The 13798-nt window shown below is 62.0% G+C and carries 14 protein-coding genes; 2 read left to right on the top strand and 12 right to left on the bottom strand.

Annotated features, from left to right (window positions below):
* Positions 1 to 19: 19 nt before the first annotated feature.
* Complete coding sequence (locus tag NUW13_09575) at positions 20 to 2131, bottom strand: carbohydrate binding family 9 domain-containing protein (GenBank protein MCR4439271.1); 2112 nt, start codon at positions 2129 to 2131, stop codon at positions 20 to 22.
* A gap of 411 nt (positions 2132 to 2542) precedes the next feature.
* On the opposite strand from NUW13_09575, the gene amrB reads away from it, so the two are divergent.
* Both amrB and NUW13_09585 read left to right on the top strand, forming a co-directional pair.
* Positions 2543 to 3397, top strand: coding sequence for an AmmeMemoRadiSam system protein B (gene amrB / locus NUW13_09580; protein ID MCR4439272.1), 855 nt, complete (start codon positions 2543 to 2545; stop codon positions 3395 to 3397).
* Between the two features lie 21 nt (positions 3398 to 3418).
* Positions 3419 to 4348, top strand: coding sequence for a DUF2520 domain-containing protein (locus NUW13_09585; protein ID MCR4439273.1), 930 nt, complete (start codon positions 3419 to 3421; stop codon positions 4346 to 4348).
* A 55-nt stretch (positions 4349 to 4403) separates the two neighbouring features.
* On the opposite strand, the gene NUW13_09590 is transcribed toward NUW13_09585, so the two are convergent.
* The 11 genes from NUW13_09590 to hslU form a co-directional block, all read right to left on the bottom strand.
* A complete protein-coding gene (locus tag NUW13_09590; GenBank protein ID MCR4439274.1) occupies positions 4404 to 6065 on the bottom strand; it encodes an AMP-binding protein in 1662 nt (553 codons plus the stop codon).
* A 55-nt stretch (positions 6066 to 6120) separates the two neighbouring features.
* Positions 6121 to 6462 (bottom strand): DUF2703 domain-containing protein, encoded by a 342-nt coding sequence (locus NUW13_09595; protein ID MCR4439275.1) that lies wholly within the window; start codon positions 6460 to 6462, stop codon positions 6121 to 6123.
* Positions 6463 to 6521: 59 nt separating this feature from the next.
* Positions 6522 to 6863 carry a hypothetical protein gene (locus tag NUW13_09600; protein ID MCR4439276.1) on the bottom strand — a complete coding sequence of 114 codons (342 nt, stop codon included), beginning with the start codon at positions 6861 to 6863 and terminating at the stop codon, positions 6522 to 6524.
* A 240-nt stretch (positions 6864 to 7103) separates the two neighbouring features.
* Positions 7104 to 7430, bottom strand: a complete 327-nt coding sequence (locus NUW13_09605) for a Smr/MutS family protein (protein MCR4439277.1) — start codon at positions 7428 to 7430, stop codon at positions 7104 to 7106.
* A 27-nt stretch (positions 7431 to 7457) separates the two neighbouring features.
* Complete coding sequence (locus NUW13_09610; GenBank protein MCR4439278.1) at positions 7458 to 7964, bottom strand: NUDIX hydrolase; 507 nt, start codon at positions 7962 to 7964, stop codon at positions 7458 to 7460.
* Positions 7942 to 8196: a hypothetical protein gene (locus NUW13_09615; protein ID MCR4439279.1), complete on the bottom strand. Its 255-nt coding sequence runs from the start codon at positions 8194 to 8196 to the stop codon at positions 7942 to 7944. Before NUW13_09615 ends, NUW13_09610 begins: the two co-directional genes overlap by 23 nt.
* A 76-nt stretch (positions 8197 to 8272) precedes the next feature.
* Positions 8273 to 9388, bottom strand: coding sequence for a glycosyltransferase family 4 protein (locus NUW13_09620; GenBank protein MCR4439280.1), 1116 nt, complete (start codon positions 9386 to 9388; stop codon positions 8273 to 8275).
* Entirely contained in the window at positions 9385 to 10461 is a 1077-nt protein-coding gene (locus NUW13_09625) for a glycosyltransferase (protein MCR4439281.1), read from the bottom strand. The genes NUW13_09620 and NUW13_09625 overlap by 4 nt, the downstream gene beginning before the upstream one ends.
* Positions 10462 to 10503: 42 nt before the next feature.
* Positions 10504 to 11466, bottom strand: coding sequence for a GNAT family N-acetyltransferase (locus NUW13_09630; protein MCR4439282.1), 963 nt, complete (start codon positions 11464 to 11466; stop codon positions 10504 to 10506).
* Positions 11467 to 11494: 28 nt separating this feature from the next.
* The gene (argF, locus tag NUW13_09635) at positions 11495 to 12409 is read right to left on the bottom strand and encodes an ornithine carbamoyltransferase (GenBank protein MCR4439283.1); all 915 of its coding nucleotides are present in this window, start codon (positions 12407 to 12409) and stop codon (positions 11495 to 11497) included.
* Between the two features lie 15 nt (positions 12410 to 12424).
* A complete protein-coding gene (hslU, locus tag NUW13_09640; GenBank protein MCR4439284.1) occupies positions 12425 to 13762 on the bottom strand; it encodes an ATP-dependent protease ATPase subunit HslU in 1338 nt (445 codons plus the stop codon).
* Positions 13763 to 13798: the final 36 nt, after the last annotated feature.

Below are 13798 nucleotides of genomic sequence, written 5' to 3' on the forward strand. Positions count from 1 at the left end.
GCTGGAGGCCGTGGGCTTTTCAGGTACGCAGGAATCGCGTAGCCTTCAGGAGCACAGTACGATTGGTGATCTCTTGCCCACCTGGCCCCACCAAGCGCCCATCGTTGACAACCACGTAAAGGTCGCTGCCTGGGCTGTAGATCCAGCGCAGCAGAAAATTGCTGACCAGGCGATGCTTGCCGCCGTAGTTCAAACGGTCGTCATTCCACTGAACGTATGCTTTGAAAAAGAGTTCCGTGGAAAAGAAGTAGAAGAACCGCACTCCCAGCGTATTGGTGTGGAATTGCCCCCCTGCTAAGGACACATAATTGTGGCTGTAGTTGAGTGCAAGTTTCACCTGGGGGATCGCGGTAAGCTCACTCTCCGCACGCAGTCCCACGTTGTGTCCGGTGTAGTAGTCGCCGGCGTGCAGGTCCACGGAGCCGGATAGGGAGCGGCCGCGGTCCGAAGTGAGCTCCACAAACCCCTCGTATCCGGTGTACTCCCCTTGGGGTACTACAAGCCCCGGGCGGATTTCCCAGTCCTCTGGCAGCCATTCGTATTCCCTGCTCACGCCGAGCTCGAAGCGGGCGCTATTCTGGAAACGCACGCCGAAGGAGGCGTCGAGACCGTTGTCTAACATCGTCCCCGCGTGGTCGGTACGCCAATCCGCACCCAGGCGGTAGCTGAACTGCCGAATCACCGTGGCGTTGCGCGGCCGCGGCGAGTACTCGCCGCTCACTTGGGCGCGACGAAAATCTCTGCGGCGCACGAAGCCCATGGCTGGGTCAAATGCCGCGCCCACGTCCTGCACGCCGCCCCCGAAAGACCACAGGTCACTGTGGTAGCGCACGCTCAGGTCGGAGGCCGAGTGCCGGAGCAGGGCCTTGGGCGCCAGCCTCTCATCGCCGGCGCCGAACTCACCCGCTGCCCAGCCGCTCACGGTCAAGTGGTCGGTCAGCGGGAAGAACCCGTCGACACCAAACGAGCGGCCATACGCCGCACTGCTCAGTTGGTCCTTGGACGTGAAGAGCAGTCCCAAGGATGCCCTGCTCATCAGGTCGCGCCGTACCCGCAGCACGCTGAAATTGGCGGCGGGCACCACCTCGCCGTCTTCCAGGGTCTTGCGGCTGGTGACCATGTTCAGGGCGCCCACCTGGTAGTTGCCAATCTTACCCACCAACTTGGCGCCGCCGATAATGGGAATCGCCACCCCGTTGGCCAGGCCAATGCGGCGGCTGTAGAAAAGCTCCATGTTGCCGCGCCCACTTCCGAAGGAAAAAACATCGCCCCCCTCCAAAAAGAATTCCCGCTTTTCCGGGAAGTAGAGGGAAAAACGGGTCAGGTTCACCTGTTCGCGGTCGGCTTCCACCTGGGCAAAGTCCGGGTTCACCGTCAGGTCGACGACGACATTCTGCGTGAGCAACACCTTGGCGTCCAGGCCGAGGTCGCCCTTGCGCAGGGTGGCGAAGGAGGTGTTCGCGTCGCGTTCGATGCCCCCTACCACGTATGGCTTGATGTCCCAGGTGCCGCCGCCATGCAATCCCGCAAGCCCGCGCAAAGTGCCTGCTTCCGACAAGCGGAACAGACCCACCCAGCCGATGTCGCGGGGCACCAGTTGCCAATAGGCGTATTCATTCTTGCGGCGAATGGTGCGCGCGAAATTGATGCCCCACACTTGCGTGTCTTGGCGGGCAAAGCGCAACGTCTTCCACGGGATGGCGATCTCGGCGAACCAGCCGAGGTGGTTCACTTCCGTGCGGCACTTCCAGATGCCATCCCAGGAGGGATTGAAATTGCGCCCCTCGTTGCTGAAGACTGCGTCCCGCATCGCCCCGCGAGGGTTGACGACGAAATAGAAGCCGCTGCGCCGGTCGCGGTAAGAGTCGATCACTATCTCAAAGTTGTCATCGTCGTCAAGCTGTGTGTCGCGGAGCATCTCTCTGGCGACGAGGCGCTCCGACTCTGTGTCATAACACCTAACGCCCAGGTAGAGGTTTTCCGAGTCATAGAGGACGGCCACCTCGGTGCGTTCGCTGCAGGCTGCGCCCTCCTGAGGCTCGCGCTGCACAAAGTCGCCCTGAAAGGCAACCGCCTGCCACGCCAAGTCGAGCAGACAGCCGTCGATCTCCGGCTTGACCTCGGCCCACATGGCCTCAATGCTCCGCCGGGCCTCGTCGTGCCTGGCTGCTCCGCCGCCTGCCGCGGTCAAAGACACAGCACCAGCGAACAGCCAACCAACAATACACCAGAGAGCCACTCTCCTTCGTGTTTTCTTGGGCAAACAGTTCGCTTCTACCACTTGTCTCCTTTTGACGCATCTTCGCGAGACCACAGGCACCACGAAAAATAGCACTTTGCAGTGACGATGTCAAGGGTTAAGATGCGGCTGCGCACCAGCACTGCGAGTTTTTGCCTAACCTCTTCACGTTCGCACAACTTTTGACTTGCTTCTTAGCGTAAAAGTCTTATATTAACAAACGGGCCGTCATCACCGGGTGACTTGCACCGCCTTGGGTCGCCACGGGTTTGGGAGACGAGGGCAAATGGAGGGGTAAGGACTATGAGGTCAGCAGAGCATACGCGGCCAGCCGCCTTTGCCGGTGCATTCTACCCCGCGAACCCTCGACAGCTCGACACATTGGTCACGCGTCTTTTGGCCGAGGCTCCGGAAAGAAACATTCCAGGCCAGATTGTCGGCCTGGTGGCGCCTCACGCCGGGTATCTGTACTCGGGGTCTACTGCGGCAGCCGCGTACAAGCAGGTCATGGGCAAGCCATACGAGAGCGTGGTCATCATGGCCCCCAGCCACCGCGAAGTTTTCCGTGAGGCGGCCGTCTCTCCTTTCTCGGGCTACGCCACGCCTTTGGGGGAGGTGGCTGTGGACAGGGAGCTTGCCGAGCAGATCGTCGCGCAGGGCAAGGGGGTAACCTTTTCCCCGCGCGGCCACGAGGTGCACGGTGAGAACGCGGAGCACTCGTTGGAGGTGCACCTCCCTTTCCTGCAAAAAGCATTGCCGGGAATGCCGATTGTGCCCATCGTCATCTCGGACTATCACGGGGCGAGCAGCCGTCGCTTTGGCGAGGCAATAGCGCAGGCCATCGGCGAGCGCCAGGTGCTGATTGTGGCAAGCACCGACCTCTACCACGGCTACTCCTACGAGGAGTGCAGGCTGGCCGACTCCCGCACGCTTGCCGCGTTAGAAGCCTTCGATCCCGAGGATTTCGCCGCAGGGGCGAGTCAAGGGAAGTACATGGCGTGCGGGGCCGGTCCGGTGAGCGTCATGTTGCATGCCGCCCGCCTGCTCAAGGCTGACACGGTGACGGTGCTTGCGCAAACCAACTCCGCTGATGTGACCGGCGTGCGAGGCGGATACGTGGTGGGCTATGCGGCGGCTGCGGTCTACCGTCGCACTTAGGCATCGACCGGGAAGGCGAACATGGCGGGTGCCAACGGAGGAGCGGAAAGCATCGCCCTGGTGGGCGCAGGACGAGTGGGGGGCAGCTTCGCCATCGCGCTGCACAAGGCCGGCCTAAGAGTGACCGGCATCGTCGACCAAGACTTGGCCAAAGCCAGGCGGTGTGCGACCCTCAGTGCTGCCAGCATCGCTTCCTCTTCAGTCGCGGCGCTCACCAGTCCCACCGACTTTGTCCTCTTGGCCGTGCCCGACGACGCGCTGCCCGAGGTGGTCACCCCATTGAGCTCTTGCAGCGCTATCCGCCCTGGCACGGTCGTGGCGCACACTTCCGGGGTCTTGGATTCCGCGGTTCTGGCTCCCCTGCGGACCATAGGGGGACTGGTGGCCTCAGCGCACCCAGTCATGACCTTCGCAGGGCGGGAGGAGGACTGGCAACTCTGGAACGGCGCGTACGTAACGCTGGAAGGTGATGTTGAAGCCCGTCAGCGTCTGGCACCGCTGTTCTGTCGTGTCGGTGCTGTTCCTGTGGAATTCCCGGGCCCCAAGAACGTGCTCTACCACCTGGCCTGTGTGTTTGCATCAAACTACGTGGTGGCTCTGCAGGCAAGCGCCATGCGCCTGTTAGCAGCGTTGGGCTTCGACGAGGCGACCGCTGCGCGGACGCTTGCTCCGCTCCTGGCGCAGACAGCCGCCAACCTCGTAGCCCAAGGGCCTGTGCGTGCACTCACCGGCCCCATCGCGCGCGGCGACCTCGGCACGGTGGAGAAGCATCTGCGCGCACTCACTGGGCTACCGGATCTTGCCGCCGCGTACGCCGCTCTGGGAAGGGTGTGCGTGGGCTTGGCTCGCCAACAGGACAAGAGCAAGGAGCCACTCCACCAGGCTATCGACGCCCTACTGGCCGCCTCCCTGTCGCCACCACGGAGAGAAAACCCCGGTGGCGACAAATGAAAAAGCCGGCCCCCGCACGGAGACCGGCTCAAGGAAGAGCCACCGCCACTTTCGCTCAAGCGGTGTAGAGATACCGTTTGATTTTCTTGGTGGGGGTCATCTCGAAGGGCTCACGCTGTTCGATGATCTCGTGAATGCGCGAGAAGGTGGAGACCTTCTCGTTCACCTCTTTCTTGATGGCCTGAAGGACCTCCTGAATCTTGCGCGAGGCTTGCTCCCCATCCATCTTGTGCAACCCCATTTCTTGGTCCAAATGGTCATAGTCCAAGTGGACGCGTGCCACCAAGCGGCCGTTGCGCTCGTACACCAGCGATTCCAGCACATAGTTGTTCTCGGCCAGCTTGGCTTCGATCTGCTCGGGGTAGATGTTCTCGCCGCTCGGGCCGACGATGACGTTCTTAGAGCGGCCTTTGATGTACAGGTACCCGTCATCGTCTAAGTAGCCGCGGTCGCCGGTGACCAGCCATCCCCCGTCCAGAAGGGTCTGCTTGGTGGCCTCCGGATTCTTGTAATAGCCGAGCATCACATTGGGCCCGCGCGCGTAGATTTCGCCGATGCCCGTCTGGGGATCAGGGTCCACAATCTCCAGGTCCACGCCCTCAACTGCCTTGCCGCAGGACTGGAACTTGACTTTCCCTTCCGGATTGACCGTGAGAAGAGGCGCCGATTCGGTCAAACCGTAGCCAGAGATGTACGGGAAGCCCGCCTGGCGCAGGAACGTCTCCACCTCCGGGTTCAGTGCGGCGCCACCGAAGCAGATGAAGCGCAGGTTGCCGCCAAAGGCCTTGTAGAGCCGCTTGCCGGCAACCTTGTTGAGTGCCTTGCGCATCGGCGCCAGCTTGTACAGGTCCTTCACCAAGAACTTTTCCCCGATCTCGCCGAGAACCTTCTTCTTGTAGATCTTCTCCATGATCAGCGGCACGGAAAGGACAATGGTCGGCCGGATCTGCTCCAAGGCGGGAAGCAGCGTCTGTGCGGTGGGCAGCCCCTTGATGTAGTAGATCTTGGCCCCACCACACAAGGGGGCAAGGAAACCCATGGTGCACTCGTACGAGTGAGCCATGGGGAGGATGGATAGCAGCGTGTCCTCCGGGCCAATTGGGACCGCCCGCAGACCCTGCAGGGCGTTGTAGGTGATGTTCTTGTGGGACAACATCACCCCCTTGGAGTGGCCGGTCGTACCAGAAGTATAGAGGATCTCGGCGAGGTCACCCTCTTTGATCTTGGCCGCCGGCAGGGTGGTCTCCCTGGCCCCTTCGTCGATCAGCTTGCTGAGGTTTTCCACTTTGTACGGCAAGTCGCGACGCTCGATGGGGTCAAGCCCCACCAGCAGTTTCAAATCCCCGAGTCGCTTCTCTTCGACCTTGTGCACCAGCTTGCTGGCCACAAAGAGCACCTTCGCCCCCGAGTTGCGGATGATGTGGTGCACTTCCGACTTGTGAAAGTCAGGCAGAATGGGCACCACCACCGCGCCCATGGTGACGACCGCCAAGTAGGCGATGCCCCACTGCGGGCTGTTCTCCCCGAGGATCGCCACTCTGTCTCCCTGCTTGACCCCCCTCTTCTTCAACGCGTGGGCGGTAGCCGCCACTGCGCGCTTGAGGTCGTTGAAGGTGAGCGCCGGTTCATCAACGAAAGAAAGGGCGATGTGCGGGCCGTACTTGGCAAAGCTCGTTTCGGCCAGGCATCGAAGCGTCAACTCGTCCAAGGCGTACATGGCGATGTCTCCTCAGTTTGACGGCAACATGCTGACCAGCCGATGCTGGTCAGGCCTATGACCCGGACTTCCCGCAGCGGGAAGTGCCGCCCCGCAGTTTGCCTATTTGCTGACGAATGAATTCCTTGGGAAGCACACCCGTCCTCATCCCGTTGACGAGGTAGACACGGCAGGCAAAGTTGGCTTCTCGCGGCTCTTCCTCCGTGTAGATGTCCACGCCGTCGACCAACACGGTTGGCGACCCGGCAAAGCGCATCCGCCGTGCTGCTTCTGCGTCGTTTACCTCGGTGACGTGCACCTCATCTGGAAGCAGAAAGCCCTCTGCTATCAGCTCCTGGAGGTGCCGCCACGTCTCTGCCGCGTTGGGGCATCCTGCAAAGTACTGGAACTCCACCATCGCCACGCTCCTCGTTGCCTCGTCGGGGGATCGCGCCCATCATGGTCGCTGGGGCGTCCTCACTTCATCGGGTGTACCTCTTTGGCGGTCACGGTAAACGACTCGTACAGGCTCAGGCAGACGCCCAACACAAAGACCGTCCAAAGGAGCGGGATCGCAAAGCCGGCGATTTCGCCGCCCAGGATGGAAGCCACAAAGACATGCACGCGGTTGACCAAGGGCCGGGCCACCACCGAGATGGCCGAAGATAGAATGACTGCCGTGATCATCTTGGCCACATTGAGCCTGAGCCCACCGAAGAAACCCACCACGTACATGAGTACGCCCACAATGAAGGCCACCCACGTGGCGGTGGGACCAAAGTTGAGCGAGTATGTTGCCGGGTCCTGAATCAAGGCCACCTCCCGATCTCCGTCGCAGAACTCCCCGGCCGCCGCTTGGGCCGGAAACTGCAGCTAATTTAGTGAGGAAAAACAAGGAAGTCAAGCACAAATTGGCGCATGCCGGCCCCGGGTTCCACAGTCCTTGCGGCCTCGCGTGGCTGCTTAGCCTGGCCGAAACCATCCTCGCAGAATTGCCACGCCTTGCCTAACAACCAAACCCCGCGCACATGGCGCTCCGGCGGCGCCCTGGAGCTCCGGTCAAGGGGCCGTGCCTGTCTGGTCCTTGGCACAACGGAGTATGGCAATCGTGGCCCCCCAGCCGCCTGCCTCCGGAGGAGCATCGCCAAAGGCCTCCACCAGCGGGTGGCAGCGCAGCACGCCATGGACCGCCCACTTCAACTTGCTGCGCCCCTTGCCGTGGACGATGCGCACCCGGGCAAAGCCCGAGGCGCACGCATGGCGCAAGAATTCCTCCACCACTTCGGGCACTTGTTCCGGGAAGAATCCATGCAGGTCGAGTTCGTCCTTCACCACGAAGAACTCGGGCGCATCTTCGGCAAGGGGAGGCTCATCGCGATCGTTCATTTTGCGGACGAGGAAAATGGGTGAGGCTCATTTGTCCGGAGGGCAAGGTGCGGGTTTCCCATTCCGGGCAACCACCTTGTCCAGCAGGGAGCGCACCATCTCCGTCACTTCATAGCGAGGGAGCTCTGCCAAAGGGACCCACGCGGCGGCTGCTGCGTCGCTTGCCGGGCGGAGGGTTCGGCCGCCATACTGACCTGAGAAGATCACCAACACGAAGTGAAACCGCACCGCACCACAATTGTCGCGCTCGATATGCTCATGGGCATCGAGGAGCTCCTGCACCTCGACGTCGATGCCGCACTCCTCAGCCACCTCCCGGCGGGCGGCTTCCTTGAGGGGCTCGCCAAGCTCCACATGACCGCCGGGCAGAGACCAGCGGCCGGCGTTGGGAGGACAAGCCCGTTTTACCAGCAGCACCGCCCCATGGCGTTCCACCAAAACAGCAACGCCCACGAGCGGCGTGGGCGGATACATGGAGTGCACCTGAGTGTGCTCGACGGATGGTAACTGGTTAGTTGTCTTCCCAGTCGTCAAGATCTCCCCACTCCTCCTCTTCTTCCTCGTCGAGGTATTCTTCGTCCTCCCAGTCCTCTTCCTCATCGAGGTCCTCGTCCCAGTCTTCTTCCTCGTCCCACTCCTCATCCCACTCTTCCCCCTCTTCCTCTTTCTCCTCCCAGCTGTCGTCGTCCCACGGCTCTTCGTCTGGGTCATAGTCCGGGGACCACTCATCGTCGAGCCATCGACGGGAATCGTCGCCGCCACTCATTGCCTATACCCTCTCCCACACTTGGTGTTGCACTTCTTCCAATTCGGCGCAAAGCTATCAAAATAAAAACTGAAAATCAACAACATTTTTGCATGTGCCGCACCTTCTGGAGAAACAACCGTTCCAGTTCGGCCACCATCCTCTGATCGCTAAAGTGCGCGGCGACCCGCGCTCTGCCCGCACGGCCCATCCTCCGGCGCAGGGCAGGATCGGCAAGCAAAGTGCACATCGCCTCTGCCAGGGCCCCGGCGTCGGCCGGAGGAACCAGCAACCCGGTGCCGCCGTCGACCACGATTTCCGGCATGCTGCTCACCGCCGTGGTCACCACCGGCTTGCCGGCCGCCATGGCTTCGATGAGGACTATGCCAAAACCCTCCCACAGGGAGGGCAGCACCAGCAGGTCGATGCTCTGCATCACCGCGGGAACATCATCGCGGAATCCAGCCAGGATGACGGGAAGGTTGACCTGCGCCGCAGCTTCGGCCACCCACCCCTTGAGTGGCCCTTCGCCGACCATGAGCAGCACTGCCTCCGGATGGCGGCGATGGACCTGGCGGAACGCCTTCAGCAGGTAGCAGATGCCCTTGCGCTCGTCGAGCTGGCCGACAAATCCCACCACTTTCGCCCCAGGAGAAATCCGCAGCTCTTCCCGCAGCCGCGGACGCGCCTTCGCAAAGGGAGCAGGGTCAATGCCGTTGTGGATGACCACGATCTCCTCTCTGGCGAGCCATGGCGCATTGCGGAGGAGCGCATTAGCAGTGGCCTGGGAGTTGGCAATGACCGCGCTCGCTATGCGGGTGTAGGCAAAACGATAGCGCCACCGGTTCTTGAGCGGGTAGTCTATGCCCCTTCTCGGGAAAACGGTCTTTACCCCGGCCAGGCGCGCAGCAATGCCGGCGAAGCGCAGCTCTTTGTCCATGTTGGTCAGCACCACCTGCACGCGCAACCGCTTGAGCAGGCGATAGACCTGCCAGATAACCAGCGGGTCAAAGTCGCCGCGCATGCGCATCGTCACCACCGGGATGCCCTGGCGGCTGGCCTCCGCCGCCAGTCGCGTGCCTGGACGGCAGAGCAACCAAGCGCGATGCCCCCGCTCCTTGAGCAACGCCAAGGTGCGCAGCATCCAGACCTCGCCGCCGCCGAACATCTGGATGGAGTTGACAAACAGGATGCGCAGCTTGGCGGCGGTCATGGGAGCCCTGCCAGCTGGTGAATACGCGCTGCCACCTGCCGACTGTCGTGGTGCTCTTTTACCCATCGCCTCCCCGCCATGCCGAGGCGCTGGCGCAAGCCAGGGTCGGTGAGCAGACGAACAAGTTGCTCGCGCAAATTCGTGGCGTCCACTACCACAAAGGGGTGATCCGGGTAGCGCTCGGCAAATCCCGGCGCCAGGCAGGAGCACACCGGGATGCCCATGGCCAGCGCTTCCAAGGAGTTGATGCCATAGCCCAGGTCGCCAAGTTGGTCGACGAAGATGTGGCAGTCGGCTTTGCGCCGGATCGCCTCCTTGTAGGGGAGGTTCTCGATGAGCACCATCTCCAGCCCATATTCCGCAGCCAACGAAGCAATCACCGGGATGATGATGTCGCTCCCCTTCGCCTTGCGGCTGGTCGGCGCATGGCCTATCCGCAGCGGGCCAGGCCTGCGCTCGCTCACCGGGCGGAAGCGCTCCACTTCGAACGGGAAGAAGACATGGTGAATGGAGGGGTGCAGCCGCAGATGGTCAAATTCCACGGTCACCGTCAGGTCAGCCATGCGGTCAATGGCGGAGATCACACCGCGCGTGCGCAGGTCGCTACCGGTGTAGCAGCAGATGACGCGCTTGCCTTCTCGCTTGCGGGCAGCCACAAAGCGGCCGTCCCGGGTGAACTCCAGGCCGCCGTCCAGTTGGTAGACGTCGAAGTTGGTCAAGTCGTGGTCACGGATGGCCCGGCGTATGGCCGGCGCCCACAGGCGTTCGCGCAGTCGAACAAGATAGGCCTCTGCCCGACCCCGCGGACGCCATGTGAGCGGCACGTGCTCCGGAATGCGAGCGACGTTGTCCACGCGCAGCCTGTTCGGATCGGCCACCAGCCGCTTCGCCAGGCGCGTCCCCCACCAGTCCAAGAAAGGAAGCTCGAGGCAGATGTCCTCTTCGAAGGCGCGCGGATCGCGGGCAAGGGTCACCAGGCGACTGTAGTGCCCCATCGCTCGCTCGGCACGCACCAAGGTCATGGGGACATCAGAGGTATTGAACGGGGCAATGTGCAGGATACGCAGCGGCATGGAGGACCCACTCAAGGCGTGTCGGTACCGTTGGGCCCGCCCTCACACGGCGCGGTGAAAAGTGTCCCGGAACACTCCCTGCGCGCCGAACCCTTCCTTGAAATGCCCCAACCCCCAGTTAGGCTCCATGTTCACGGTGAAGATACCGAAATCGAACCAGCGAAATCCCTCACGGATGGAGTCCTGGAAGATCTCGTAGAAGAGGAGGTTGACCGGCCGGTACTGCTGGTACTCCTCGTTGTGACTGATGTAGAAGGCGAGGTTGCTGCGGCTGTTGCAGTAGAACAGCACCACGCCGGCGACCATCCGCTCCATCACGAACGCGGCCACCAGGTGAATGCGCTCCGGAAAGAGGCCCTTGAGTCTGATAAGTTCCTCCACCGTATGCGTCGGGCGCACGTTGTGCCGCATCTTCAGGTTCTTCTGCAGAATCTGGTAAAAGTCTTCGTAGTCATCGCAGCGGCGCACCAGCACCCCCAGCTTGAGGGCACGCCGCACCGCCCGCCGCGACTCCGCGCTAAAGGTCTCTAACACCCGTTCAGGCGGGAAATTCAGAGGAACGACGCTGGAAATCTCCCGCTTCTTGTAGACGAAATTGCGCTGAAACAGGGCAAAGTCAATGTAGTTGCTGGGCTTCTCCCAGTACACCTGCGGCGGGTGGGTCAGCTCCAGCACGTCGAATCTCTGCGACCGGGCGTAGTCCAACAGTGCGTCCACCAGCATGAACGCATCGCGGATGGAGAGGTCAGGCTTCACCACGAACCCGCCGTAGGAGGCCCCGCAATGCGAGGAGAGCACGTTGGAATTCCCGCGATCGATGCGCACCGCCGGCAGCAGCGCCAAGAGCTTCCCGCGCTTGTGAAAGAGCAGGGAATGGTCCTCAAACCTTGCCGGCGGGTGATAGGAAAGGAAACGGCGGGTGTGGAAGATGGTGCCGTTGTTGGCGGCCCACACGAAGCGCTCCCATTCTTCCGCGTGATGCTCTTTGTAGCGGACGATCTCCACGGCGCGCTCCTCGCTTGGTGAATTGCCCTCAGCTGCGCATCAGGGTCACGAGGATGGCCTTCTGCACGTGCAAGCGGTTTTCCGCCTCGCCAAAGACCACCGAATGCGGGCCGTCGATGACCGCATCGGTGATCTCGTCGCCGCGATGTGCCGGCAGACAGTGCATGACGATGCACTCCGGAGCGGCAAGTTTCACCAGCTCGTCATTCACCTGGTAGGGCCGAAAGACCTTCTTGCGCGCCTCCGCCTCGGCCTCCTGCCCCATGCTTGCCCACACATCGGTGTAGATGACGTCAGCGCCCCGCACCGCCTCTTTGGGGTCGCGGAAGATTTTGATGTCGCTCAAACCCGCGGTGCGGGCACGCTCCAAGATGGCCTGGTTGGGATCGTATCCCTCCGGGCAGGCCAGGTGCAGCGTGAAGGGGAGTCGTGAGGCCATGTTGAGCCACGAGTTCGCGACGTTGTTGCCATCGCCTACCCACGCCACCTTGAGCCCCTGCATGCGCCCTTTGTGTTCGATGATAGTCAGCACGTCCCCCATCACCTGGCAGGGGTGGAACAGGTCGGTAAGGCCGTTGACTACCGGCACGGAGGCGTAGCGGGCAAGCTCCTCGATCGTCTCGTGGCCGAACAGGCGGGCCATGATCCCGTCGCAGTAGCGGGAGAGCACGCGCGCCACATCCGCCACCGATTCGCGCTTCCCCAAGCCGATCTCGTTGGGGCCAAGATAGAGGGCGTGACCCCCTAAGTGAAACATGCCCACCTCGAAGGAGACGCGGGTGCGGGCAGACGGCTTCTCGAAAATCATCGCCAAGGTCTTGCCCTTGAGCAGGGGCTGCAACTTGCCCTTCTTTGCCTCGCGCTTCAGCCTCTTGGCAAGCTGCAGTGTGGCTTCTACCTCTTGACAGGAAAAGTCGGTGATGGCAAGAAAGTCGCGCTTCATCAGTTCCACCTCCGGTCACAGAATGTAGTGGCTCAAATCCTCGTCTTCCACAATGTCGCGCAGGGTCTCGCGCACCTGCTTCTGGGTGATGGTCACGGTCTTGATGTTCTCGTCCGGCAGCTGGTAGAGGATGTCCTCCAACAGCGTGGTCAGAATCGTATGGAGACGGCGGGCGCCGATGTTCTCGGTGCGCCCATTGACCTTGGTGGCCGTCTCGCTGATTTCCCACAGTGCCCCACGGGTGAATCTGATATGCACCCCCTCGCTTTCCAAGAGCGCTGTGTACTGCTTGATGAGGGCGTTCTCCGGCTCGGTGAGGATGCGCATAAAGTCCTCGGTGGTCAGGCTGTGGAGTTCCACGCGAATGGGGAAGCGGCCCTGGAGCTCGGGGATCAAGTCCGAAGGCCGGGACACGTGAAATGCTCCTGAGGCGATGAACAGGATGTGGTCGGTGCGCACCAGCCCGTACTTGGTCAGCACGGTGGTGCCTTCGATGACCGGCAGCAGGTCGCGCTGTACTCCTTCGCGGGAGACGTCGGGGCCCACGGCGCTCTTCTCGCCGGCGATCTTGTCGATCTCGTCCAGAAAGACTATCCCGGAGTCTTCCACGCGGGCGATGGCTTCGCGCACCACCTCCTCCATGTCGATGAGCTTTTGCAGCTCTTCCTGCACCAGGTAGCGGCGCGCCTCGGCAACCTTCATCTCGCGCTTCTTGACCTTCTTGGGCACCATGGGGCCGAGCAGCTCCTGGACGTTGACGCCCATCTCCTCGACGCCCAGCGGCGAGATGATCTGCATGAGGGACATGGAGTCCACCGGCACTTCCATTTCCACCGTGCGCTCTTCCAACTGGCCAGCGCGCAGCCGGCGACGCAGCTTCTCTCTGGTGTTGCGCAGACGCTGCCGAGGCCCGGGGTTGTCCTCCTTGCCATCGCCGCTCTCCGGCAAGAGCAGATCGAGCAGGCGCTCTTCGGCCAATTGCTCGGCGCGCGGCTCCAGCTCCTCGGCCTTCTCGTTGCGCGTCATCGCCACCGCCAGGTCCACCAGGTCGCGGATGATGGATTCCACATCGCGGCCCACATAACCCACCTCGGTGAACTTTGAGGCTTCCACTTTGATGAACGGGGCGTTGGCCAGCTTGGCCAGGCGTCGCGCGATCTCGGTCTTGCCCACGCCCGTCGGGCCGATGAGAATGATGTTGTTGGGCATGATCTCTTCGCGCAGCCGCTCGTCCACCTGCAGACGCCGCCAGCGGTTGCGCAAGGCAATTGCCACCGCCTTCTTCGCCTTCTCTTGGCCGATGATGTAGCGGTCCAGCTCCCGCACTATCTCTCGCGGCGTGAGCTCTTTCATCTTGTGCTCCGCGCCCTTGGCTCGCCCTCTCATAGC

The organism is candidate division KSB1 bacterium (assembly GCA_024655945.1).
Taxonomy (GTDB): domain Bacteria; phylum Zhuqueibacterota; class Zhuqueibacteria; order JANLFK01; family Oleimicrobiaceae; genus Oleimicrobium.